This window comes from Paenisporosarcina sp. P4_D4 (genome assembly GCF_056401835.1).
The window spans coordinates 53,432-78,107 of the sequence record NZ_JBFUIO010000006.1; the positions used below are offsets into that span (position 1 = coordinate 53,432).

At 39.5% G+C, this 24,676-nt stretch carries 23 protein-coding genes; 8 read left to right on the forward strand and 15 right to left on the reverse strand.

Annotation, left to right across the window (positions count from 1 at the left end; translation table 11 throughout):
* Positions 1–58 precede the first annotated feature (58 nt).
* From ychF to AC1DSL_RS03395, 3 genes are all read right to left on the reverse strand, one after another.
* On the reverse strand, positions 59–1,159 hold the full coding sequence (ychF, locus tag AC1DSL_RS03385; protein WP_342543801.1) for a redox-regulated ATPase YchF: 1,101 nt from the start codon (positions 1,157–1,159) through the stop codon (positions 59–61).
* 126 nt (positions 1,160–1,285) lie between these two features.
* Positions 1,286–1,495 (reverse strand): DUF951 domain-containing protein, encoded by a 210-nt coding sequence (locus tag AC1DSL_RS03390; protein WP_016428927.1) that lies wholly within the window; start codon positions 1,493–1,495, stop codon positions 1,286–1,288.
* The gene (locus tag AC1DSL_RS03395; RefSeq protein WP_477531168.1) at positions 1,495–2,448 is read right to left on the reverse strand and encodes a mechanosensitive ion channel family protein; all 954 of its coding nucleotides are present in this window, start codon (positions 2,446–2,448) and stop codon (positions 1,495–1,497) included. Before AC1DSL_RS03395 ends, AC1DSL_RS03390 begins: the two co-directional genes overlap by 1 nt.
* A gap of 41 nt (positions 2,449–2,489) precedes the next feature.
* On the opposite strand from AC1DSL_RS03395, the gene yyaC reads away from it, so the two are divergent.
* Complete coding sequence (gene yyaC / locus AC1DSL_RS03400) at positions 2,490–3,098, forward strand: spore protease YyaC (RefSeq protein ID WP_016428929.1); 609 nt, start codon at positions 2,490–2,492, stop codon at positions 3,096–3,098.
* Here the strand turns inward: yyaC and AC1DSL_RS03405 are convergent.
* The 11 genes from AC1DSL_RS03405 to rpmH all read right to left on the reverse strand — a co-directional run bounded on the left by AC1DSL_RS03405 (position 3,018) and on the right by rpmH (position 13,194).
* Entirely contained in the window at positions 3,018–3,752 is a 735-nt protein-coding gene (locus AC1DSL_RS03405; RefSeq protein ID WP_477531169.1) for a DUF554 domain-containing protein, read from the reverse strand. The genes yyaC and AC1DSL_RS03405 overlap by 81 nt on opposite strands.
* A gap of 72 nt (positions 3,753–3,824) precedes the next feature.
* Positions 3,825–4,664: a ParB/RepB/Spo0J family partition protein gene (locus tag AC1DSL_RS03410; protein WP_016428931.1), complete on the reverse strand. Its 840-nt coding sequence runs from the start codon at positions 4,662–4,664 to the stop codon at positions 3,825–3,827.
* Positions 4,657–5,418, reverse strand: coding sequence for a ParA family protein (locus AC1DSL_RS03415; RefSeq protein ID WP_016428932.1), 762 nt, complete (start codon positions 5,416–5,418; stop codon positions 4,657–4,659). Before AC1DSL_RS03415 ends, AC1DSL_RS03410 begins: the two co-directional genes overlap by 8 nt.
* Before the next feature lie 183 nt (positions 5,419–5,601).
* Entirely contained in the window at positions 5,602–6,465 is an 864-nt protein-coding gene (noc, locus tag AC1DSL_RS03420) for a nucleoid occlusion protein (protein WP_016428933.1), read from the reverse strand.
* Between the two features lie 92 nt (positions 6,466–6,557).
* Entirely contained in the window at positions 6,558–7,271 is a 714-nt protein-coding gene (gene rsmG, locus AC1DSL_RS03425; protein WP_016428934.1) for a 16S rRNA (guanine(527)-N(7))-methyltransferase RsmG, read from the reverse strand.
* A gap of 65 nt (positions 7,272–7,336) precedes the next feature.
* A complete protein-coding gene (gene mnmG, locus AC1DSL_RS03430) occupies positions 7,337–9,226 on the reverse strand; it encodes a tRNA uridine-5-carboxymethylaminomethyl(34) synthesis enzyme MnmG (protein WP_477531170.1) in 1,890 nt (629 codons plus the stop codon).
* Positions 9,227–9,499: 273 nt separating this feature from the next.
* Positions 9,500–10,885 (reverse strand): tRNA uridine-5-carboxymethylaminomethyl(34) synthesis GTPase MnmE, encoded by a 1,386-nt coding sequence (mnmE, locus tag AC1DSL_RS03435; RefSeq protein ID WP_477531171.1) that lies wholly within the window; start codon positions 10,883–10,885, stop codon positions 9,500–9,502.
* 172 nt (positions 10,886–11,057) lie between these two features.
* Positions 11,058–11,801, reverse strand: coding sequence for an RNA-binding cell elongation regulator Jag/EloR (jag, locus tag AC1DSL_RS03440; protein WP_477531172.1), 744 nt, complete (start codon positions 11,799–11,801; stop codon positions 11,058–11,060).
* Entirely contained in the window at positions 11,798–12,541 is a 744-nt protein-coding gene (gene yidC / locus AC1DSL_RS03445; RefSeq protein ID WP_477531176.1) for a membrane protein insertase YidC, read from the reverse strand. The genes jag and yidC overlap by 4 nt, the downstream gene beginning before the upstream one ends.
* 95 nt (positions 12,542–12,636) lie before the next feature.
* Positions 12,637–12,984, reverse strand: a complete 348-nt coding sequence (rnpA, locus tag AC1DSL_RS03450) for a ribonuclease P protein component (RefSeq protein ID WP_477531173.1) — start codon at positions 12,982–12,984, stop codon at positions 12,637–12,639.
* 75 nt (positions 12,985–13,059) lie between these two features.
* The gene (rpmH, locus tag AC1DSL_RS03455; protein WP_016428940.1) at positions 13,060–13,194 is read right to left on the reverse strand and encodes a 50S ribosomal protein L34; all 135 of its coding nucleotides are present in this window, start codon (positions 13,192–13,194) and stop codon (positions 13,060–13,062) included.
* A 529-nt stretch (positions 13,195–13,723) separates the two neighbouring features.
* Here rpmH and dnaA point away from each other — a divergent pair.
* The 7 genes from dnaA to gyrA all read left to right on the forward strand — a co-directional run bounded on the left by dnaA (position 13,724) and on the right by gyrA (position 22,629).
* The gene (gene dnaA / locus AC1DSL_RS03460) at positions 13,724–15,070 is read left to right on the forward strand and encodes a chromosomal replication initiator protein DnaA (RefSeq protein WP_016428941.1); all 1,347 of its coding nucleotides are present in this window, start codon (positions 13,724–13,726) and stop codon (positions 15,068–15,070) included.
* A gap of 168 nt (positions 15,071–15,238) precedes the next feature.
* A complete protein-coding gene (gene dnaN / locus AC1DSL_RS03465; RefSeq protein WP_016428942.1) occupies positions 15,239–16,375 on the forward strand; it encodes a DNA polymerase III subunit beta in 1,137 nt (378 codons plus the stop codon).
* A 108-nt stretch (positions 16,376–16,483) separates the two neighbouring features.
* The gene (yaaA, locus tag AC1DSL_RS03470) at positions 16,484–16,711 is read left to right on the forward strand and encodes a S4 domain-containing protein YaaA (protein ID WP_016428943.1); all 228 of its coding nucleotides are present in this window, start codon (positions 16,484–16,486) and stop codon (positions 16,709–16,711) included.
* 1 nt (position 16,712) lies between these two features.
* Positions 16,713–17,831 carry a DNA replication/repair protein RecF gene (gene recF, locus AC1DSL_RS03475; RefSeq protein ID WP_016428944.1) on the forward strand — a complete coding sequence of 373 codons (1,119 nt, stop codon included), beginning with the start codon at positions 16,713–16,715 and terminating at the stop codon, positions 17,829–17,831.
* Entirely contained in the window at positions 17,828–18,121 is a 294-nt protein-coding gene (locus AC1DSL_RS03480; protein ID WP_196930508.1) for a hypothetical protein, read from the forward strand. The genes recF and AC1DSL_RS03480 overlap by 4 nt, the downstream gene beginning before the upstream one ends.
* 5 nt (positions 18,122–18,126) lie before the next feature.
* On the forward strand, positions 18,127–20,052 hold the full coding sequence (gyrB, locus tag AC1DSL_RS03485; protein ID WP_016428946.1) for a DNA topoisomerase (ATP-hydrolyzing) subunit B: 1,926 nt from the start codon (positions 18,127–18,129) through the stop codon (positions 20,050–20,052).
* A gap of 78 nt (positions 20,053–20,130) precedes the next feature.
* The gene (gyrA, locus tag AC1DSL_RS03490) at positions 20,131–22,629 is read left to right on the forward strand and encodes a DNA gyrase subunit A (protein ID WP_051123227.1); all 2,499 of its coding nucleotides are present in this window, start codon (positions 20,131–20,133) and stop codon (positions 22,627–22,629) included.
* Between the two features lie 352 nt (positions 22,630–22,981).
* Here the strand turns inward: gyrA and AC1DSL_RS03495 are convergent, their stop codons facing one another.
* Positions 22,982–24,193, reverse strand: a complete 1,212-nt coding sequence (locus AC1DSL_RS03495) for an MDR family MFS transporter (RefSeq protein WP_477531174.1) — start codon at positions 24,191–24,193, stop codon at positions 22,982–22,984.
* Positions 24,194–24,676: the final 483 nt, after the last annotated feature.

Genomic DNA, 24,676 nt, shown 5'->3' on the forward strand with positions numbered 1-24,676 from the left:
TTTTGTCTCTATAATTCAAAAAAGGGTCAGCCGACAAGTCGACTAACCCGAAAATATTTTATACGTTGAAACGGAATAACATAACGTCGCCGTCTTGTACGATGTATTCTTTACCTTCCAAACGCACTTTCCCTGCTTCTTTTGCAGAAGCCATTGAACCGTTTGTAACCAAGTCATCATAAGAAACAGTCTCGGCACGGATGAAACCACGTTCGAAGTCTGTATGGATGACGCCTGCACATTGAGGTGCTTTCATGCCTTTACGGAATGTCCAAGCACGAACTTCCTGCACGCCTGCTGTAAAGTATGTTGCAAGTCCCAATAATTGATATGCGGCTTTTACAAGCTGATCCAGACCTGATTCTTTAATCCCCAACTCGTCAAGGAACATCGCTTTCTCTTCCTCGTCAAGCTCAGCCATTTCTTCTTCAATCTTCGCACACACAACAATAACTTGTGCATTATCTACTTTAGCGAATTCACGAACTTTTTGAACATATTCATTTTCATCTGCATTCGCAATTTCGTCTTCTGCCACATTTGCTACATACAGCATAGGTTTGATTGTTAATAAATGAAGACCTTTAACAACGCGTAATTCTTCTTCTGTAAATTCAACAGAACGAGCTGGTTTCTCTTCTTCAAAAGCATCACGAAGTTTGACCAATACTGGCTCTTCAACCATAGCATCTTTGTCTTTTTGTTTCGCCATTTTGCCTACACGTTGCAAACGTTTTTCAACGCTTTCCAAGTCAGCCAAAATTAACTCAAGATTGATTACTTCGATATCTGAAATCGGATCTACTTTCCCTGCTACGTGTGTAACGTTCTCATCAGCAAAACAACGTACCACTTGGCAAATTGCATCTACTTCACGAATGTGAGCCAAGAATTTATTTCCTAGTCCTTCACCTTTACTGGCACCTTTTACAATCCCGGCAATATCAGTGAACTCAAAAGCTGTAGGAACAGTTTTCTTTGGAACAACAAGTTCTGTTAATTTATTTAGACGCTCATCCGGCACTTCTACAATTCCAACGTTTGGATCAATTGTACAGAATGGATAGTTTGCAGCTTCTGCGCCTGCTTTAGTTATTGCATTAAATAGAGTAGATTTACCGACATTCGGCAAGCCCACGATTCCCGCTGTTAACGCCATATTAGTTCCCAACCTTTCATAACTTACGAGTTCTATATTCATGTGTGTATAGTCATTTTCAACGCTTGATTGAAGCTTTTACTTTTCATTTAACTAATCTATTATAAATTTTTGTCAACCAAAAGTCTATTCCTCTGTGGAAGGCTCAGCTGCTTTAATCACTTTTTTCATCTTTTTCTCGAATTCTCTTCTTGGAATCATCACACTATGCTGGCAACCTTCACATTTTATCCGCACATCTGCGCCTGTGCGAATGATTTTCCATTCGTTCGTTCCACAAGGGTGCTGCTTTTTCATTTCAACAATATCACCCAGCTCAAAGGATTTCGTGTTCATCAGACTTTCCCCTTATCTTCAGACTTCACAGGATCTCCAGTACCCGAATCAACCGATCCCGTTTTCTTTTGGTACATCACCATTTTTGGATATGGAATTTCGATTCCATGTTCGTCCATGAATATTTTCAGGTCACGACGGATTATTCGCGCTACTGCGAAATGTTGCATCGGCTTTGTTTCCGCAGTAATACGCATGACCACTTCAGAAGCAGCTAGATTTTGAACACCCAGTAACTCAGGTTCTTTAACCAATTGCTCGTATTTTTCAGGAAGACTCGATAAAAACTCTCCAATAAGCTCTTCCGCTTTTGGAATATCCGTTTCAAGTGCAACACTCACGTCGACAATCGCAATTGAATTGTTTAATGAGTAATTGATAACTTCCACAATCGTTCCGTTAGGGAAAATGTGAATCTCCCCGTTTAATCCTTTTAATTTAGTTGTTCGCAAACCAATCTCTTGTACAGACCCTTCTGATGCACCGATTCGCACATAGTCTCCGACAGAAAATTGATCCTCAAAAATAATAAAGAATCCCGTGATGACATCACGAACTAAGTTTTGTGCGCCAAAACCAACCGCCAAACCGAGTACCCCTGCCCCAGCCAGCAAGCCTCTCACATCAATCTTCAATGCAGAAAGGACTGCCAGAAGCGCAGCAAAGTATACAACATACGCAACTACATTTTCGAGTAATTTGAGTAATGTATTCTGTCTGCGTTCCGAGTAGCGCAAGGGTGATTTCATACGGACTTCAAATACTTTACGAATGACCACTTTAAATATTTTCACAAAAATTCCTGCTAAGAACATAATGAATATTACTTTTAGCGTAATAACGCCAGCAGTAATCCATATTTTCTCATCTAATAGAAAATCTTTGACACTTTCAAACGTCTTGTTAATGTGAATGTCCACTTGATAACTACCACCTTTTTGAATAAAGCCCATTTCTAATACGTATACTACGAAAAAAGAGAGTGAGCTAACCTATGTTTGCATTTTCGTCTCAATTACATTCGGAAGATTTTTCCTATCAAGATTCAGGTGTTGCCTGGCGCTTAAGCTCGCTTTTTCTTCAACTTATACCATTTGATAAACCGAATCTCACTTTTTGTTGCATAGGCACCGACCGGTCTACTGGAGACTCTCTAGGACCATTAATCGGAACTTGGCTTCGCGACCATCCTACATTTCCGTATGAAGTAATTGGTACTTTGCAGCAACCTTTGCACGCTTTGAATTTACAACAAACAGTCGAGTCACTTCAAGCGAGAACATTAACTCCTTATGTAGTTGCCATAGATGCTTGCTTAGGGAAAGTTGAAAAAATTGGACATATTGTTATCGAAAAAGGTCCTCTTTTCCCCGGCAAAGCAGTAAAAAAGGAATTGCCGCCTATTGGAGACCTTTCCATTAAAGGCATTGTAAATGTTGGTGGTTATCAGGAATATACCGTCTTGCAAAACACTAGACTTCAATTACCTTATGATATGGGCAAAGTTTTGTCCCGTGCTCTTCTACTCGCTTGGCAAAGGCACCAAATGAAAATAGTACGCAATAGCCACGACGATAGCTACCACGAGAATGCCTGGCAGTAAATTGGCTACTCTTATCTTGGTCAAACCAATCATATTTAAACCAATTGCCACGATCATGATTCCGCCGGTTGCAGTCATTTCCTGAATATATAAAGCGAGTGCTTCTTGTGGAATAACACGGCTGATTTGAGTGGCAAAAAGTGCGATCGTGCCTTGATATAAAATAACCGGAACAGCTGACAAAAGAACACCAATTCCCAGAGTGGTAGCCAATATGATCGAAGTAAACCCATCTATCAACCCTTTTACAATTAATAAATCATGATCATTTCGCAGTCCACTATCTAAGGATCCAATGATTGCCATCGATCCAATAACGAAAATCAATGTAGCTGATACAAAACCCTGTGCAATACTTATATTTTCGCCTTTTTTGTTTTTGCCAACTTTCGATTCCAACCAATGGCCAAATCGATTGAGTTGATGATCTAAATCAATCCACTCTCCAATGACTGCACCAACAACCAAACTAATAATAACGATTAAGAACTGACCGCTTTCAAAACCCATTTGAAGTCCTATAACAGTAACAGCAAGCCCAATGGCATACATCACTGTTTGCTTCATATTTTCCGGGATGTTTTTCAACAATCTTCCAATGATTGTTCCCACAATGATGAGAAGCGCGTTAATCAATGTCCCTAATAACACCATACGGAACTCCTCATTTCAGCTAAAAATAGAACCTATCCCCTCAAAGTTAAATCCTTTAAGGGAATAGGCAGTTTAGTCTTCTAATAATTCTAAAATACGTTCAAGATCATCTTCAGAGAAAAACTCAATTTCGATTTTCCCTTTGTTTTTCGATTTCTTGATTGAAACGGTTGTGCCGAAATATTCACGCAGTTGTGATTCTTTTTCTTTAATAAAGATATCTTTGTTTGGAACTTTTGATGTTTCACGTGAAACATCTTCATTCATTCTTTGAACGAGTGATTCAAGTTGACGAACATTCAAGTTTTCTTTCATCACTTTTTCAGCAATTGAAGGTATCAGCTTTTTACGCTTTAATCCAAGCAATGCTCGCCCATGTCCCATTGATAGTTTATTAGATGAAATTAGCTCTCGCACAACATCAGGTAATGAAAGCAGACGGATATGATTGGCAATATGAGGACGACTTTTCCCTAAACGAAAAGCTAATTGCTCTTGTGTGAGGCTCAGGTTTTCCATAAGGTTTTGGTATGCATCTGCTTCTTCAATCGGTGTTAAATCTTCTCGTTGTAAATTTTCAAGAATCGCAATTTCCATCATTTGTTGATCTGTGAATTCACGAATTACAGCAGGAATCTCTTTCAAACCGGCAGCTTTTGATGCTCGGAAACGACGTTCCCCTACAACAATTTCAAATGACTTACCTCTTCTTCTTAAAATAATCGGTTGTAAAACACCGTGTTCTTTAATGGATTCAGTTAACTCAGCTAATGCTGTTTCATCAAAAATTTTGCGTGGTTGATATGGGTTTACTTTAATATCTCTTACAGATACTTTTTCAACACTTTCCATTTGATTGATTGATTCTCCTGGAAATAGTGCATTAATTCCTTTACCTAAGCCTTTAGACATTACGAATCACTTCCTTCGCCAAATCTAGATATACTTCTGCACCACGAGATTTTGGATCGTAAATAATAATAGGTTCTCCATGACTTGGCGCCTCGCTTAAACGAATATTACGAGGAATAATCGTTTTATACACTTTATCTTGGAAGTATTTTTTTACTTCTTCAATTACTTGGATTCCGAGGTTCGTACGCGCATCAAACATTGTCAATAAAACTCCGTCAATAACAAGTTGATTATTTAAGTGTTTTTGTACTAATCGAATGGTACTCAATAACTGGCTGAGACCTTCCAATGCGTAATACTCACACTGCACTGGAATTAAAATAGCATCTGAAGCCGTCAATGCATTGATCGTCAGCAAACCTAGTGATGGCGGACAATCTATGATGATATAATCATATTCTTCTTTCACTTCTTGAAGGGCCCTTTTTAAACGCACCTCACGAGAAATGGTAGAAACTAGTTCAATTTCAGCACCCGCCAATGAAATTGTTGCAGGAACTACATGTAAATTTTCAACTTTAGTTTCCAAAATCACTTTCTTTACGTCTATATCATCTATTAGAACATCATAAATACATTGTTGTACGTCACCTTTATTAACGCCAACTCCACTTGTAGCATTTCCTTGGGGATCCGTATCCATTAATAATACTTTTTTCCCTAAGTACGCAAGGCATGCGCTCAAACTTACAGATGTTGTCGTTTTACCCACGCCGCCTTTTTGATTGGCGATCGCAATGATTCTTCCCACGCTTGCACCTGCTTTCCTCTAGTTGTCGCTTCTCAGCATTTCTTCCCAGATAGTTCTAGCTTATCAGAACTTTCCGCTTTTCCTTTCATTCTAACAAAATTTTGATTAAAAAAGGATTATATTCTGATTACAAACAAAAAAACTCTTGCCATTTTCAGAGCAAGAGTTCACGATTTCGTAATATCAAGATTTCTTTTTCGGGATTTTCACAGTAATTTGGTAGAAATCCTCAAGTTCTTCTTCTTCCGTTTCCATCTTAATTCCCGTTTTTGCAACCATCGCAAATGACTGTCTGAGTGTATTCAGTGCAATCCTTACATCACGACTAACCGTCTTTCTTTTCGGCTTTTCTTTTTTACCTTCAACGACTGGTGGGTTTAACAGGTCCTCCACTTTCTTTTCCAGCTGCTTCACATTATATTGTTGCTCCACTACTTCCTGGAAAAGTGCGATTTGCTGTTCTTCTTCTTTAATGGGCATGAGTGCTCGTGCATGACGCTCTGAGATTTCACGCTTCAAAATTCCATCCTGAATCACTTGTGGTAGTTTCAGCAGTCTTAATTTGTTGGCAACAGTTGATTGACCTTTGCCTAAACGTTGAGCCAAAGCTTCTTGCGTAAGTTCATGAAGTTCCAACAACTTTTGATAAGCCAATGCTTCTTCAATAGCTGTTAATTCTTCGCGTTGTAAATTTTCAATTAAAGCAATTGATGCTGTTTCTTTATCACTTAAATTACGCACGATAGCAGGAACTTCTTCCCACTCAAGCTTCGTCATCGCACGGAAACGACGTTCCCCCGCAATAATCTCATATCGTCCATCTTCCATTTGACGAACTACGATTGGTTGAATAACCCCGTGTGTATGAATGGTACGAGCCAATTCTTCAATTTTGGACTCATCAAAAACAGTCCGCGGTTGAAAACGATTCGGAACAATCGATTGCAAAGGGATTTTCATTACTTCTTCATATTGTTCAACTGTTTGCTTTGTAGCCGCTATCTCTTTTTCGCCACTCCCAAAAAAACGTGAAAAAGGACTTTTCATCCCCTGGCACCACCTTTAAGAAACTACCTACTTGTATTAATTCGAGACAAATCTCTTCAATCCTTTATTAATGTTTCACGTGAAACACAATATTACAATGGAGTTTTATTTGGAACTCCAGGTTTTCTTGGATATTTTTTAGGAGTGCTCTTTACTTTATTAAAAACAAACAATGATCTTTCACTATTTTCTACAGGCAGTGTGAAAGAATATTCTTGAATTTTTTCAGCACCCAAAATTGTTAAAGCTTTTTTTGCATCATTTAGTTCGTCTTGAGCCGCTGCAGCTTTCATCGCCACAAACTGACCTCCGACTTTAACTAATGGTATGCAAAGTTCCGACAATACAGATAATCTCGCTACCGCTCTCGCTGTGACAATATCATACTGTTCCCTGTAAGTTGGATTTTGTCCAAATTCTTCTGCTCGGGCATGTACAAATTGAACATTGGAAAGTCCCAATTGCTCACTTAAATGTGTGAGAAATTGAATCCGCTTGTTCAATGAATCAACAATAGTTACATGCAATTGAGGGAAACAAATTTTCAAAGGTATACTTGGGAATCCCGCTCCTGCACCTACATCACAAATTGATTGGCCTTTGGAAAAATCCACATAAAAAGCCATGCTGATTGAATCATAAAAATGCTTTAAGTAAACGGATGGTTGATCAGTGATTGCAGTTAAGTTCATTTTTTCGTTCCACTCAACAAGCAGTTCGAAATATTTATGAAATTGTTGAAGTTGTTCAGGGGTTAAAATAATCCCTTTTTCTCTTAGTGCTTCAACAAATTGTTGTTGGTTCATATTGGACCCCTTCCGTATATGAAGAGTGGCTAAATGCTGAATTTAGCGAATAGCCACTTTTATACTTATCCGGATATTTTCGCTATTCTACCTTGTTCAATATACACCAGAAGGATAGAAATGTCAGCAGGATTTACACCTGATATTCTAGATGCTTGTGCAATTGATAAAGGTCTAACTTCTTTCATCTTCTGCTTCGCTTCAGTAGCGATACCAGAAATGGCATCGTAGTCAATTAAATCCGGAATTTTTTTATCTTCCATTTTCTTTAATTTCTCTACTTGTTGAAGTGCTTTTTCGATATAACCTTCGTACTTAATTTGAATTTCGATTTGATCCTTCATTTCATCTGTTAAGTCGATTGGTGAAGGAGAAAGCTGTGCAATATCATCATACGTCATTTCAGGGCGTTTTAGTAAGTCCTGACCTTTTATTCCGTCTTTAAGTTCAGTGCCGCCTTTAGAACGGATAATTTCTTGCGTTACTTCATTCGGCTTAATAATCGTTTTTCTTAATCGGACGATTTCTTCATCGATCAATTTCTTCTTCGCTTCAAAACGCTCGTAACGTTCCTCCGAAATCAATCCTGCTTCGAATCCGATTTTGGTTAATCTCAAGTCTGCATTGTCATGACGTAACAATAATCGATATTCTGCTCTCGACGTAAGTAAACGGTAAGGTTCATTCGTTCCTTTTGTCACTAAATCATCAATTAACACACCGATATACGCATCCGAACGGCTTAAAATGATTTCTTCTTTATTTAAAGAACGAGCCGCAGCATTCATACCAGCCATCAACCCTTGACCAGCTGCTTCTTCATAACCAGATGTTCCGTTAATTTGACCAGCAGTATATAAATTACGGATTTTTTTCGTTTCCAACGTTGGCCATAATTGGGTAGGTACCATTGCATCGTACTCAATCGCATATCCTGCTCGCATCATTTCAGCTTTTTCCAACCCTGGAATGCTTTCTAGCAACTTACGTTGTACATGTTCAGGTAAGCTTGTAGAAAGCCCTTGTACATATACTTCACGCGTATTGCGCCCTTCAGGCTCCAAGAAGATTTGGTGACGTGGTTTGTCATTGAAACGTACCACTTTGTCTTCAATGGAAGGACAATAACGTGGACCTGTACCTTTAATCATGCCTGAATACATTGGTGATAAATGCAAGTTTTCATCAATTATCTGATGAGTGCGTTCATTCGTATACGTCAACCAACAAGGCATTTGATCCATGATATATTCAGTCGTTTCATAACTGAATGCTCGTGGTAAGTCATCGCCTGGCTGAATCTCGGTTTTGCTGTAATCAATCGTTTTACTGTTTACGCGTGGCGGTGTTCCTGTTTTAAAACGTACCAAATCAAAACCTAAATCTCGAAGATTATCTGCCAATTTCAATGAAGGTTGTTGATTATTTGGTCCACTTGAATATTTCAAATCACCAATGATAATTTCACCACGTAAAAATGTTCCAGTTGTTACAATCACCGTTTTTGCACGGTAGACTGCCCCGACTTGTGTAATAACACCTTTTATTTCGTCGTCTTCAATAATTAATTCCTCAACCATTGCCTGATGGATGGACAAGTTCTCTTGTTCTTCCATTAAGCGTTTCATCTCAGCTTGATATAACACTTTATCGGCTTGTGCACGTAAAGCACGTACAGCTGGGCCTTTACCTGTATTCAACATTCTCATTTGAATGTGCGTTTTGTCGATGACTTTCCCCATTGCGCCTCCAAGGGCGTCAATTTCCCGGACAACTATTCCTTTAGCCGGGCCTCCGATAGATGGATTACATGGCATAAATGCAATCATATCTAAATTAATTGTTAAAACGAGTGTTTTTGCACCCATTCCCGCTGCCGCTAATGCTGCTTCAGAACCGGCATGGCCAGCTCCAATAACAATTACATCGAACGAGCCCGCTTCAAATTTCTGCATGTTCGTTCATTCCTTTCGTTTATCCTATTTTTTATATTTAAGCTTTCCGCTCTTTTATGTCTAGCTTCATGCGCCAGCTCGCACCTAAGCTTCAGAACCTCAGGCGAAAGCAGGCTTTCGCACATCGGTTGACTCCTGCGGTTACTCGTCGCAAAGGAAACCTTGCTTCCAGCGCCGGTGTCGAGCTAAAGTGGCGCATTCAACTTGGGTCCACAGGATGTGGGTCATGAAGGTGTTGCCGCAAGGACGCGGCGAACTTAGCCTTCGTTCCACTTATTTCCCTAAACAGAATTGGGAGAACAGTTGGTCAATCAAACTTTCTTCTACTGTATCTCCAGTAATTTCACCTAAAATTTCCCACGTTCTGGTGACATCGATTTGGATCATATCGATTGGCACGGCAGCATGGGCTGCGTCTATTGCATCTTCAATCGTTTGTTTTGCCTGGTGCAATAAAGCAATGTGACGAGCATTTGAGACATACGTCAAATCACCACTTTCCAGAGATCCTTCAAAGAATAATGAAGCAATTGCTTCCTCTAGCTGATCCACTCCTTCTTCTTGTAATAAAGAAGTGGTCACGATTTTTCGGTTCCCTGCAAGTTCTTCTACACGTTGACTATCGATTTTCTTCTCTAAATCGGTTTTATTGATTACCACAATAAAGTCCATGCCTTCGATTGCTTCAAATAAACGCTCATCCTCAGGTGTTAGCTCGTCCGAATGGTTCAGTACCAAAAGAATCAAATCAGCTTGTTTAAGAACTTGTCTGGAGCGTTCTACACCGATTCGTTCAACAATGTCTTCTGTTTCCCGAATCCCGGCAGTATCAATGAGCTTTAACGGTACGCCACGGACATTTACATACTCTTCAATAATGTCACGTGTTGTCCCCGCTACATCGGTAACAATCGCTTTATTTTCTTGCACTAAACTATTTAATAAAGAGGACTTCCCTACATTCGGTCGACCGATAATGACAGTAGATAAGCCTTCTCTTAATATTTTCCCTTGAGATGAAGTACGCAATAACCCTTCAATTTCTTGTTTCACCCAAGATGACTTTTCAATAATCATGGGCAATGTCATTTCTTCCACATCATCATACTCTGGATAGTCGATGTTCACTTCTACCTGTGCCAAAGTTTCTAACAATGCTTGTCGCAAACTGGCAATGAGTCGTGATAATTTTCCATCCATTTGACCTAGTGCAACATTCATTGCACGATCGGTCTTGGCACGAATTAAATCCATAACAGCTTCTGCTTGAGATAAGTCGATACGTCCATTTAAAAATGCACGTTTCGTGAATTCTCCCGGCTCCGCTAATCGAGCACCATGTCTCAGTACTAACTGCAACACTCGATTTACGGTAACGATACCTCCGTGACAATTTATTTCAACTACGTCTTCTCGTGTAAAGGTTTTTGGACCTTTCATTAAAGACAACATGACTTCTTCTACTACGTCGCCTGATTCAGGCTCTATTAAATGTCCATAATGGATCGTGTGTGATGCTTGACTACTTAATTTTTTTTCTTCAGGCGAACGAAAAATTTGATCAGCTATGGAAACTGCTTCTGATCCACTTAATCGCACAATCGCAATTGCTCCTTCACCCATTGGTGTGGATATCGCAGTAATCGTATCGAATTCCATGATCGCCCACCTCCTGTCTACTAGTTATCCACATGTGGATAACTGAAAAAACGGTCATGATTCTCTAACATACAACAATAGCATAAAATCACTAAAATCGAAAGTCGCAAACGTCATTTCGACAACAAGAAAACGGACCTTTTCGTCAAGTGACGTCAAGGTCCGCTGTCCATTACTTTAATGGTTCAATTACGAGATAACGATTAGGATCTGTTCCTACTGATACGGTCTCAATATCCAACCGTCTGGATAAAGCGTTGTGTATCACTTTTCTTTCATAAGAAGGCATTGGTTCAAACTCTACTTTTTTTCCAGTTCGGATTGCTTTATCCGCCATACGTTCGGCTAATTGTTCCAAAGATTCTTGACGGCGCTCGCGGTAATTTTCTACATCAAGTTGAATCATCAAAAAATGGTTAGCATACTTGTTTGCAACTAATTGTGATAATTGTTGCAAGGCGTTTAACGTTTGCCCTCGTTTTCCAATAAGTACAGCTGCTTTTTTACTTTCCAGTCGAAGCGTAACATATTTACCGTTCTGCTCCGTATGAATCGTTAAATCGTCAATTTTCATTTCTTTTGCAATAAGGTTTATATATGCTTTCGTTTCTTCAACTGCCTCGCCTTGAGTGGACTCGACATTCTTAGAAACTCCTTTTTCTTGCAATGGCACTACTGTTTTTTCTGTCGGATCTTCTACAGACTCAACAGTGACAATTTCAGTCTCTTGCACAACGGGTGGTGCTTCCTTTACTGTAACTTGCACTTCTGCAAGTTTGGAGCCAAAACCTAAAAATCCTTTTTTACCTTCAGTTAAAACGTTAATGGTGACTTGATCTCTCGTTGTCTCAAGTTTAGCTAATGCAGCAGATATCGCTTCTTCAGTTGTTGAACCCGTTTGCGTAATCTGATTCACTTTTTAGCCCCTCCAGTTTTAGCAGGTTGAAGTGTACTTTTTTCCCATGGTTTGTAAATGACCATGTTTTGACTCAATGAAATGATATTTCCGATTACCCAGTACAATGTTAAGGCTGAAGGTAAGAAAATACCGAACCCGATAATCATAATAGGCATGAAATACATCATGATTTTCATTTGAGGGTTGTTCATTGCTTGACCAGTACGTAATACCAGGAACTGCATGATTCCTGCAAGAACCGCAAGAATAATACTTGGTTCAGCAAGCTCAAACCATAAGAAGCTGCCTAAGTTAATTTCTGGCGTATTATTCATGCGACTAATCGCATGATAGAAACCGATTAGGATAGGCATTTGAATGACTACCGGCAAACAGCCCGCAGCTGGATTCACACCTTTTTCTTTAAATAACGCCATCATTTCTTGTTGATACTTCTGTTGGGTAGCCGCATCTTTTGAGCTGTATTTTTGCTTGAGTTTAGCAAGTTCAGGTTGAACATCTTGCATATTCTTTGCACTCTTTGTTTGTTTGATCATTAAAGGAAGAATCGCCAAACGAATTATTATTGTCACCATGACAATACCTAATCCGTAAGATCCGAGTAATTCCTTGAACAATGTAATGAAAGAAACAAGAGGCCAAACAATAAATTCGTTCCAAAATCCTTTACTGCCCTCATAAATCGGTTGATCATACTCTGTACATCCACTAAGTAATAGCGTGACAGAAACAAGCATGAGGATAATAAGTAAGCGTTTGTTCACCCTTCTTCCCCCTAAAACGACATTCCATTTCTTCTATATATATATACATGAAAAACTTCTTGTCTTTATTACTTAATCTTTTGAATCATTTTAGCGATTTTCAAAACGTGCTCCAAACTTTTCTTTGTTTCATGAAAATCTAAACTGGCCGCCTGATTTCTGGCGATAATGACATAATCCATGTTCGGGTTGATTTCATCTTTCAGTTCCAAGAAAGATTGTCTGATATAGCGTTTGATTTGGTTGCGGACGACTGCATTTCCGACTTTTTTACTCACGGATAGGCCGATGCGAAACTCCTCTTGTCCTTCTTTCGGTAAGAAATATAAGACAAACTGGCGATTCGCAAAGGATTTACCGCGTTTAAAAATCTTTTGAAACTCTGCATTCTTCTTTACTCGTTGACGTTTATTCATGCTTCACCTTCTCCACCTGATCATTCGCTTCTAATAGGTAAAGAAAAAAAAGACCACTGATGCGGATCAGTGGGCTTAAGCTGATAATACTTTTCTTCCTTTACGACGACGTGCTGCTAATACGCGACGGCCGTTTTTAGAACTCATACGAGAACGGAATCCGTGAACTTTACTATGTTTGCGTTTATTTGGTTGGTATGTGCGTTTCATCTATGTGACACCTCCTGAAAAATTGAAAGTCGATTTATCTCTTATAGACAGTCTTGGATATTATATATAGTTTGACCCCTAAATGTCAATAGCATTTCGAAATATCGTTCTCTTATCGTTCTCTTTCAGTGTAAATTCATCTGGTTATAAGTTGTCCACATATATGAAGTTTTCTACACACAGTGCTGTGGATAACGAATTTGGGGCATTTTTTCTATCCACACCACTTATCTACAACTTTTTAACAAACTCACGGCCTGTGGACAACAGCGGTGTGCATGAATATGCATTTTGTGGATAACCATCGAGAACGCTTGTAATTTCTAGTTATTTTTGATACGATGTTTGTGTTTTACTCTTCAAAACCGAAAATCAGTATTCGTTGTTATCCACAACTGTTGATAATCTGTGGATAGCTTATCCCAAGGCTCTGATTAACCTTTATCCACAACTTGTGGTTTTGTGCATGACTATACATATTATGTGTAAGATTGTCGATAAAAAATATTTTAAAGAAGGAGGTACGTTGTTGGAACATTTAGAAGAACTATGGTCGAGCGTTCTTGCTCAAGTGGAGCAAAAAATCTCGAAACCAAGCTTTGAAACGTGGCTCAAATCTACAAAAATGTTGACCTATCAAGGAGATACAGTGACAATTGCGGCTCCAAACTCATTTGCACGTGATTGGCTTGATACGCATTATGTACATTTGATAGCCGGTATATTGACCGAATTGACGGGGGAAGGCCTGTCCATCAAATTTGTTGTACCTAAAGATCAAAGCATGGAAGATTTCTCACTTCCTAAACCGATCGTTTCAATGAAAGATGATGAGCAACCAGAGTATTCACCTGGCATGCTTAATTCAAAATATACATTTGATACCTTTGTTATCGGTTCAGGTAACCGATTTGCGCATGCAGCATCACTTGCAGTGGCGGAAGCGCCAGCAAAAGCCTATAATCCACTGTTTATCTACGGGGGAGTAGGACTTGGAAAAACCCACTTAATGCATGCAATTGGTCACTATGTACAGGAACATAACCCAAATGCAAAAGTTGTTTATTTATCTTCCGAAAAATTCACGAATGAATTCATTAATTCTATTCGTGATAATAAAACGGTAGATTTCCGTAACAAGTACCGCAGCGTGGATGTACTATTAATAGACGATATTCAATTTTTGGCCGGGAAAGAACAAACTCAGGAAGAATTTTTCCACACATTCAATACTTTGCATGAAGAATCAAAGCAAATTGTCATTTCAAGTGACAGACCACCAAAAGAAATTCCAACATTGGAAGATCGTCTGCGTTCCCGCTTTGAATGGGGCTTAATTACGGACATCACGCCTCCAGACTTAGAGACGCGTATTGCGATTTTGCGTAAAAAAGCGAAAGCAGATGGCTTGGACATCCCAAATGAAGTCATGATGTACATCGCCAATCAAATCGATTCAAATATTCGTGAGCTTGAGGGTGCTTTGATTCGTGTGGTTGCATATTCTTCTTTAGTTAATAAGGATATGAATTCGGATTTAGCAGCTGAAGCATTGAAGGATATTATGCCGAATGCAAAGCCGCGTAAAATTACGATTTTGGATATTCAAAAAACGGTGGGTGAGCACTTCCACATACGTTTAGAGGATTTTACAGCGAAGAAACGAACGAAATCTATTGCTTTTCCAAGACAAATTGCCATGTATCTATCTCGAGAGTTGACAAGTTTCTCTTTACCTAAGATTGGTGAGGAATTTGGAGGCAGGGATCATACAACGGTTATCCATGCACATGAAAAGATTTCAACTCTATTAAAAGAGGATCAGGCCCTTCAACAAGACCTGAAACAAATTAAGAGTCTATTAGGTAAGTCTTAACAGTTGTGGATAACCCCACATTGGACAGCCTAGTTTATACACAGTCTATCTACATGTGGATAGGCTGATTTTATTCGGTAAAATGGACTTATTAACAAATCCACAGGCCCTATTACTATATCTATTATTCTTTTAAAACATTAATAAATATATAAGCGAGGTATAATCATGAAATTTGAAATCATGCGTGAACGGTTATTAGATGGGTTAAACGATGTAATGAAAGCAGTAAGTTCTAAAACAACGATTCCGATTTTGACGGGAATTAAATTAGAAGTTACTGAAGAAGGTTTGCACTTAACAGGTAGTGATTCTGATATTACGATTCAAACTTTTATTAAAGCTGAAGAAAATGGCGAACAAGTAATTCGTGTAATTGAAGAAGGGACAATTGTTGTTCAAGCTCGTATGTTCAACGAAATCGTTCGTAAGTTACCAACAAGTGATGTTGAAATTGAAGTAAATGAACAATATCAAACGCATATTCGTTCAGGTAAATCAGAATTCCATTTAATTGGACTGGATGCTTCTGAATATCCATTACTTCCAGAAATTCAAGATGATCGCCAGTTTGTCATTCCAGCAGATTTATTGAAATCAATTGTTCGTGAAACAGTATTCGCAGTATCAACTTCTGAAAGTCGTCCTGTATTAACAGGCGTTCATTGGGAAGTGAAAAATGGAGAGCTTGTTTGTGTAGCAACAGACAGTCACCGTCTAGCTCGACGTAAAACGACTTTGGAACAGCTGCCTGAGGGAGAATATAGCGTAGTAATTCCAGGAAAGAGCTTAAATGAATTAAGTAAAATCATTGGAGACTCATCAGAACCAGTTCATATCGTCATGACACAACAACAAGTGTTATTTAAAACTTCTGATGTATTATTCTATTCACGTTTACTTGAAGGAAATTATCCTGATACATCTCGTTTAATTCCGAGTGAATACAAAACAACGGTAACCGTAAACGGGAAAGCATTACTACAAGCGATCGATCGTGCTTCTTTATTGGCACGAGAAGAACGCAATAATATTGTTCGATTTAGCTCTTTGGAAGGCAATGTTGTTGAAATTTCATCCAGTTCACCAGAAGTAGGGAAAGTGGAAGAAGAAATTCAAGCAACATCTATCGAAGGAGAAGAACTAAAAATCTCGTTTAGTGCGAAATATATGATGGATGCATTAAAAGCTGTGGATGGCCAAGATGTAATGGTTCAATTCACCGGTGCAATGCGCCCATTCATCTTAAAATCAGTTCATGATGATGCAATTTTGCAACTCATTTTACCTGTTCGCACATATTAAAAATAAATTATTCAAAGGGTAGTCCTCTATTGGGCTATCCTTTTTTACTTCTTGGTGAAAATGAAGTAAAATGAAGGGATAGACTAAAAAGCGAAGGATGTAATTAACTTGAAAGAACTTGAAATTGGAACGGAATATGTAACCCTCGGGCAAGTACTGAAAATGACTGACGTAATAAGCTCAGGTGGGATGGCAAAATGGTTTTTATCGGAAAATGAAGTATTGATAAACGGGGAAGTAGATCAAAGACGTGGACGTAAACTTCGTCATGGAGATTTAGTAAACATCCCTGGAGTAGGCGAACTTCGCATTGTGGATCCATTGAGCGGGCAATAATATGCACATAGAAAGTCTGGAATTAACGAACTACCGAAACTACGAATCGTTAGCGTTAAATTTTTCAAAAACAATCAATGTCTTGATTGGCGAAAATGCACAGGGAAAAACCAACATCATGGAATCGATTTATGTGTTATCCATGGCAAAATCTCACCGAACGTCCAATGATAAAGAATTGATACGTTGGGCTGAAGAATATGGTAAAATAAAAGGTGATGTTCAGAAAAAATATGGTCGCTTACCGCTTGAATTGACTTTATCCAAAAAAGGCAAAAAAGCAAAAGTGAATCATTTAGAACAAAACCGTTTAAGTGATTATATCGGTCAACTAAATGTGGTGATGTTTGCACCAGAAGATTTGCATCTTGTAAAAGGCAGTCCTCAAGTAAGAAGACGTTTTTTGGATATGGAAATTGGGCAAATATCGCCTGTTTATTTACACGATTTATTAACGTTTCAAAAGTTATTAAAACAGCGTAACCATTTACTGAAAATGCATCAAGGAAAATCATCTGTAAATGATGTGATGTTTGATGTTTATACTGATCAATATATTCAAGCAGCTGTCAGTGTTATCCGTAAAAGATTTCAATTTATGGAGCTTCTTCAAAAATGGGCAGAACCGATTCATTTCGGGATTTCCCGTGGACTTGAAAAATTAGAAGTTCGTTATAACCCTGTCAGTGGCCTTGACCAAAATGCGACATTTGAACAAATGGCTGATTTTTTGCAGCAAAAATTGCAAGCAGGCAAAGCGCAAGAATTAGCGAGAGGTGTAACATTAACCGGTCCTCACCGGGATGATTTGCAGTTTTTCGTTAATGGCTATGACGTGCAAACTTATGGTTCTCAAGGACAACAACGTACAACTGCATTGTCACTTAAACTTGCAGAGATCGAATTAATCAAACAAGAAGTCGGGGAATCACCGGTATTGTTGCTGGATGATGTGCTATCCGAACTTGATGACTACAGACAATCTCATTTATTAAATACCATCCAGGGAGAAGTTCAAACCTTCGTTACCACAACAAGTGTGGATGGCATCGATCATGAAACGATTACGCAAGCCGCAATATTTAATGTGAAGCAAGGACATGTTGAAGGAGGAGCGTGAGTGTTTTGTATGTGGTTATCGGCAAGACCATTGTCGTCAAGTACAGCGAAATCCTCACGATATTAGATTTTCGCGAGATAAAGGATGAGACGGAGCGGGACTCGTGGCTGCAAAATCCACGTACACGATGCTTGGTAGAAATACCACGTGTAAAGTCTTTAATCGTCACTCCTTTTTTAACGTATGCATCACCTCTTAGTCCGCAGAACATCGTAAAGAAATTTATTCAATTCCCAGGGGCAAGTCCCCTTCAGAACAATAGCGATAAGACAGTAGGAAAGAGCAGGTGAGCTAAATGGCGATGGAAGAAAAAGAACTGCAATCTTATGATGCTGATCAGATACAAGTATTAGAAGGTTTGGAAGCGGTACGTAAACGTCCAGGAATGTACATTGGTTCGACGAGTTCAAAAGGACTTCACCATCTTGTATGGGAAATCGTAGATAATGCAATTGACGAAGCCTTGGCTGGTCATTGTGATGAAATTGCCATCACAATCGAGAAAGACAATTGGATTAAAGTTGATGATAACGGTCGCGGAATCCCTGTCAGCAATCATGAGAAAATGGGACGTCCAGCGGTTGAAGTCATTATGACTGTATTGCATGCCGGCGGTAAATTTGGCGGTGGCGGATACAAAGTTTCTGGGGGTCTACATGGTGTTGGTGCCTCAGTAGTTAACGCCCTTTCGGAAATAACGGAAGTATATGTTCATCGTGATGAAAAGCTTCATTACATCAAATTTGAGCGTGGTGCAGTAACAAAAGAATTAGCGATTGTTGGAGAAACTGACAAGACTGGTTCTACTGTCCGTTTTAAAGCGGATCCAGAAATTTTTACCGAAACAACAGTCTACGAATATGATATTTTAGCAAACCGCTTACGTGAGCTAGCTTACTTGAACCGCGGTTTGAAAATTATCATTTCGGACGAGCGTGAAGAAGAAGTGCGCACGAACACTTACTATTACGAGGGTGGTATTAAGTCGTACGTTGAGCACTTGAATAAATCAAAAGAGCCGATTCATGACGAACCGATTTATATCGAAGGTGAAAAAGACGGCATTTCAATTGAAATCGCTATGCAATATAACAGTGGTTACTCGTCTAATATTTTCTCATTCGCGAACAATATCAATACGTATGAAGGCGGTACGCACGAATCTGGCTTTAAAATGGCGTTAACGCGCGTAATTAATGATTACGGACGCAAAAACAACATGATCAAAGATGCCGACACGAATTTAACAGGTGATGATGTGCGTGAAGGATTGACTGCCATTGTGTCAGTCAAACATCCAGATCCACAATTTGAAGGACAAACGAAAACGAAATTAGGAAACTCTGAAGTGAGCACAATTACGAATTCATTGTTTTCGGAAGCGTTTGAACGTTTTATGCTGGAGAATCCATCGGTTGCCCGTAAAGTCATTGATAAAGGATTAATGGCTGCACGTGCACGGGTTGCAGCGAAAAAAGCGCGTGAATTCACACGCCGTAAGTCCGCTTTGGAAGTATCAAGTTTACCTGGTAAACTCGCTGACTGTTCTTCTCGTGTTCCTGCAGATAGTGAACTGTATGTAGTAGAGGGTGACTCTGCCGGCGGTTCAGCAAAATCAGGACGTGATCGTCATTTCCAAGCGATTTTACCGCTAAAAGGGAAAATTTTGAACGTGGAAAAAGCACGTTTAGATAAAATTTTATCGAATACTGAAATCCGTGCGATCATTACAGCTCTTGGAACGGGTATCGGTGACGAATTTGCGTTGGAAAAAGCACGTTATCATAAAATCGTCATTATGACGGATGCCGATGTAGATGGTGCCCACATCCGAACTTTATTATTAACTTTCTTATTCCGTTTCATGCGTCCGTTGATTGAAGCGGGTTATGTATATATTGCTCAGCCTCCATTGTTCCAGATTAAACAAGGGAAAAATGTGGAGTATTGTTATTCAGATAAGCAACTAGCAGAAATCCTGGAGCGCTTGCCAAAACAACCAAAACCAGTTATTCAACGTTACAAAGGTCTTGGAGAGATGGATGCGACTCAATTATGGGATACAACAATGGATCCAGCCGTTCGTACTTTGTTGCAAGTAAACTTAGAAGATGCGATTGATGCAGATGAAACATTTGAACGTTTGATGGGGGACGAAGTAGAACCTCGCCGTCAATTCATCGAAGAAAATGCAATTTATGTGAAAAACTTGGATATTTAATACCCCAAGTGAAGGGAGGTCGCCTGCGTGACGAATATAGCAAATGATGGAGTTAGAGGAATTAATATCAGTACAGAGATGAAAACGTCATTTCTTGACTATGCAATGAGTGTTATTGTTCAACGAGCTCTTCCAGATGTTCGGGACGGTTTAAAACCTGTTCATCGCCGTATTTTATATGCGATGCAAGATTTGGGGAATACGGCAGAAAAACCGTACAAAAAATCTGCTCGTATTGTTGGAGACGTAATTGGTAAGTACCATCCACATGGTGATACGGCCGTTTATGACACAATGGTTCGAATGGCGCAACACTGGAGTTATCGTTATATGTTAGTAGATGGTCACGGAAACTTTGGATCAGTTGATGGAGATGCGGCGGCAGCAATGCGTTATACCGAGTCCCGTATGTCGAAAATCGCGATGGAATTACTGCGTGATATCAACAAAAACACAATTGACTTCAAAGATAATTATGATGGCCAAGAAAAAGAACCGATTGTCCTACCAAGTCGTTATCCAAACTTATTGGTAAACGGTACGTCAGGGATTGCAGTTGGTATGGCAACAAATATTCCGCCACATCATTTGGGTGAAACCATTGAAGCTGTGTTGGCACTTGCTGAAAATGAAGCCATCACTACTGAAGAGCTAATGGAAATCATTCCAGGTCCTGATTTCCCAACTGGTGGTATTATTTTAGGACGAAGCGGCATTCGTCGTGCTTATGAAACTGGGCGTGGATCTGTCATTATCCGCGGTAAAGTTGAAATTGAACAAAAATCGAATGGCAAGGAAGTCATTTTAGTTCATGAACTTCCATTCCAAGTGAACAAGGCTCGCCTTATCGAAAAAATCGCGGAACTTGTGCGCGATAAGAAAATTGACGGCATTACAGATCTTCGCGATGAGTCAGACCGTAACGGAATGCGCATCGTCATTGAAGTCCGTAAAGACGCCAATGCTAACGTTCTATTAAACAATTTATATAAACAAACAGCTCTTCAATCAAGCTTTGGTGTGAATATGCTGGCGCTTGTCGATGGTCAGCCAAAAGTACTTGGCTTGAAAGAGATTTTATATCATTATTTAGAGCACCAAAAAGTCGTCATTAAACGACGTACACAGTTTGAACTGACAAAAGCGGAAGACCGAGCTCACATTTTAGAAGGTCTTCGTATCGCTTTGGATCATATTGATGAAATCATTGCATTGATCCGTAGTTCACAGACGGGAGAAGAAGCAAAACAAGGATTAATTGCTCAATTCAACTTGTCTGAACGTCAAGCCCAAGCAATTCTTGATATGCGTCTTCAACGTTTAACTGGTTTGGAACGCGATAAAATTGAAGAAGAATACAAGGAACTTCAAAAACTGATTGCAGAACTTCGAGCGATTTTAGCGGACGAATTGAAAGTTATTCAAATCATTCGTGAAGAGTTGAATGAAGTCAAAGAGCGTTTCAGCGATAAACGACGTACGGAAATTACTGCAGGTGGCGCTGAAATGATGGAAGACGAAGATTTGATTCCACGTGAGAACTCTGTTCTGACTTTGACTCATAATGGATACATTAAACGTCTGCCAGTAAATACGTATCGTAGCCAAAAACGTGGTGGACGAGGCGTACAAGGAATGGGTACGAATGAAAATGATTTCGTCGAACATCTCCTATACACTTCTACTCACGATACCATCCTGTTCTTTACCAACACAGGTAAGGTGTATCGTGCGAAAGGATACGAAATTCCTGAGTACGGTCGTACAGCTAAAGGATTGCCAATCGTCAATTTATTAGGTGTCGATAAAGAAGAGAAAGTTACCGCAATGATTCAGATGGCATCATTTGAAGACGATGCGTACTTCATCTTTACCACGCGTCTGGGTGTAACGAAACGTACGCCAGTCAGTGGATTTGCCAATATTCGAGCGAACGGTCTTATCTCAATCTCTTTAAGAGACGACGATGAGTTGATTTCTGTGCGATTGACCGATGGGAAAAAACACATCATCATCGGAACTCGTAATGGTATGCTCGTACGTTTTGAAGAAACAGATATCCGTTCAATGGGACGTACAGCATCTGGCGTTCGAGGAATTCGATTACGTGAAGACGATCACGTCGTAGGTATGGAAATCCTGGAGCCAGGTCAGGAAGTATTGGTAGTGACGGAGAATGGTTACGGAAAACGTACACCTGAAGAGGAGTATCGTTTGCAGTCTCGTGGTGGAGTTGGTATTAAGACAAGCCAAATCACCGATAAAACTGGTCCATTATCCGCAGTTAAAGCGGTTGATGGTTCAGAAGATTTGATGCTCATCACGATTAATGGAATGTTAATTCGAATGGATGTTAACAGCATTTCTATCACTGGCCGCAGCACGCAAGGTGTTCGCTTGATTCGTTTAGGCGATGATGAACTTGTGGCAACTGTCGCAAAAGTAGAGAAAGCTGAAGATGAAGAAGAATTTGATGAAGATGGTGAAGAAAGCACAACTTCAATAGTTGATGGAGAAGAATCAACAACTGAAGCAAGTGAAGACTTACCGACAGAATCAGATTCATCAGAAGAATAATAGAAGGACTAAGGTGCATATGCGCCTTAGTCCTTTTTTTATGACTTGACTCTGTTAACTTTTTGAGTAGAGAGAATCGGCTCTCTTTCCGCGGACGAAGCTAGTGCAGCGATGCAACGTACTTTCATGTTTCGAAGCTAGCGTAGCGATGCAGAAACAGAAACAGAAACAGGAGCACAAGTTTTTAGGTTTTTCCGCAGGAAAGAATAAGACAAAAACTTTTGGCCCTATTCTTTGCGACGAGTAACCGCAGGAGCAAAAGGTTTGTCGCAGATTCCCTTCCTATCAACAACATCATCATTTAACTGAGCCTATGACTTAATTACGTATCTACTTCAACAGTAGTTTTCTTTCATTGCTCCACTGCCTGCAGAAGTTGTGCTTTTTGCTTTTCAAGAATGTGCAGATTCCCCAAGTAGTAAAAGAAAATGCTGCACAAAATAATGACTGCGATTACAGAAAACAAGAAATCCCCGCCGAAGTCCTGAAGTAACCATCCACCAAGAACAGGACCAGTGAAATTTCCAATGGACCGAAACTGGCCAGCCCCAAAGTAAGTTCCTTTTCGATTCTCGGGTGCAATTTGATCAATAAAGACACTGGTGGATGGGAAAATGAAAATTTCACCTATGGTGACAATTGCCATTGCAATCATCATGCCAATTGCTGTGGTAGCAAAACCAAAACTTGCAAACCCGATAGCAAAGAAAAGACTCCCTAGTATCATGACACGGAGAACCGGCCATTTTTCAGTAATCAAACTTAAAGGAACTTGCAAAATGATAACGAGAATTGCATTGAGTGCAATGAGCTTAGCAAAAAGTGCTACCCCATCAGAAAACGACTGTTGTATGTACTGAGGTAAGTTCGAATCAATTTGCGAGTAGCCAACATTTATCAAGATGCCGCCAATAATAAATACGAGTAATGTTTTATCTTTCCACGTTACCATCAGCGTATCCATCAATGGCAATTGATGAACAGGCGTTACATGTGTAATTGAATGACGATTTAACATGATGAACAATGTGCTTCCATATAGAAGGTACATCAAACCCGTCAGTAAAAAAGGCAAAGAAGAAGAAAATTGTGCTACATACACCCCAAGAAGCGGACCAAGGGAAGCACCAATGTTAATCGCGGTATATCTTAATGAGAATACACGCTTCCTTTGTTGTGGCGAAGTTAAATCTGCCATCATCGCCTGGGATGATGGTTCAAAGAATGAACGGCAAAGACCATTTAAAGCATTTAGTGCCATAAACACGCCAATATGCGAAGCTTGAGAAAATCCGAAATAGACTAATCCCCAAACAAGTATGGTCCATAGCATGACCTTCTTCCGGCCATAACGATCTGAAAAGTAACCCCCAATGAATCCCCCTATGGTTCCGGTTAAAGGAGACAGGCCAATTGTGAGTCCAATCCAAACAGGATGAATTCCATGAGTGTTCGATAAATACAAGGCAAGGAAAGGAAGAGCCATAAAACTGGCACCTCTTGCAAAAACAGTTCCGATCAGTAATGTCCAGACAACAGGATGAAATGCAAACTTTTCTTTCATACTAAAACCTTCTTTCTAACTTTTCATACTACGCTTACACAAGTAGTCTGGATAGTTCGAAAAATGAATAAAAGGTCTTCGGAATAAGTAATGACTTGTGGGGGAAGTGAATGCTTATTAAAACTTTGAAATGAATTGAAATTGATGATTCAAGATATAGATGTAAGTCTGTATATTTACAGCAATTCAACACCGTATATAGTACAAATCATTTCTCATGCAATTACCACTGGAAAAACTATGAAAGAAATTGAATAAATCTCTGAAATACTGTTGACACTTGCTTGTGGAATTGTTATTATAAGTGAGTCGCCAAAACAAGCGGCAAACAAAAATGAAAAAGCAAAACTTTTTGTTGACATGACAATCTGGATTTGCTAAGATATAAAAGTTGCTGTCGCGAGAGTGACCAACGAAATGAACCTTGAAAACTGAACAGCAAAACGTCAACAATAAAGCGGAACACACTTCGGTGTGGGAAGC

Coding starts and splice junctions, on each gene's coding strand:
- ychF (WP_342543801.1), bottom strand. CDS start 1,159: ATGGCGTTAACAGCGGGAATCGTGGGCTTGCCGAATGTCGGTAAATCT.
- AC1DSL_RS03390 (WP_016428927.1), bottom strand. CDS start 1,495: ATGAACACGAAATCCTTTGAGCTGGGTGATATTGTTGAAATGAAAAAG.
- AC1DSL_RS03395 (WP_477531168.1), bottom strand. CDS start 2,448: ATGGGCTTTATTCAAAAAGGTGGTAGTTATCAAGTGGACATTCACATT.
- yyaC (WP_016428929.1), top strand. CDS start 2,490: ATGTTTGCATTTTCGTCTCAATTACATTCGGAAGATTTTTCCTATCAA.
- AC1DSL_RS03405 (WP_477531169.1), bottom strand. CDS start 3,752: ATGGTGTTATTAGGGACATTGATTAACGCGCTTCTCATCATTGTGGGA.
- AC1DSL_RS03410 (WP_016428931.1), bottom strand. CDS start 4,664: ATGTCTAAAGGCTTAGGTAAAGGAATTAATGCACTATTTCCAGGAGAA.
- noc (WP_016428933.1), bottom strand. CDS start 6,465: ATGAAAAGTCCTTTTTCACGTTTTTTTGGGAGTGGCGAAAAAGAGATA.
- rsmG (WP_016428934.1), bottom strand. CDS start 7,271: ATGAACCAACAACAATTTGTTGAAGCACTAAGAGAAAAAGGGATTATT.
- mnmG (WP_477531170.1), bottom strand. CDS start 9,226: ATGCAGAAATTTGAAGCGGGCTCGTTCGATGTAATTGTTATTGGAGCT.
- mnmE (WP_477531171.1), bottom strand. CDS start 10,885: ATGGAATTCGATACGATTACTGCGATATCCACACCAATGGGTGAAGGA.
- yidC (WP_477531176.1), bottom strand. CDS start 12,541: ATGCTTGTTTCTGTCACGCTATTACTTAGTGGATGTACAGAGTATGAT.
- rnpA (WP_477531173.1), bottom strand. CDS start 12,984: ATGAATAAACGTCAACGAGTAAAGAAGAATGCAGAGTTTCAAAAGATT.
- rpmH (WP_016428940.1), bottom strand. CDS start 13,194: ATGAAACGCACATACCAACCAAATAAACGCAAACATAGTAAAGTTCAC.
- dnaN (WP_016428942.1), top strand. CDS start 15,239: ATGAAATTTGAAATCATGCGTGAACGGTTATTAGATGGGTTAAACGAT.
- recF (WP_016428944.1), top strand. CDS start 16,713: ATGCACATAGAAAGTCTGGAATTAACGAACTACCGAAACTACGAATCG.
- gyrB (WP_016428946.1), top strand. CDS start 18,127: ATGGCGATGGAAGAAAAAGAACTGCAATCTTATGATGCTGATCAGATA.
- gyrA (WP_051123227.1), top strand. CDS start 20,131: ATGAAAACGTCATTTCTTGACTATGCAATGAGTGTTATTGTTCAACGA.
- AC1DSL_RS03495 (WP_477531174.1), bottom strand. CDS start 24,193: ATGAAAGAAAAGTTTGCATTTCATCCTGTTGTCTGGACATTACTGATC.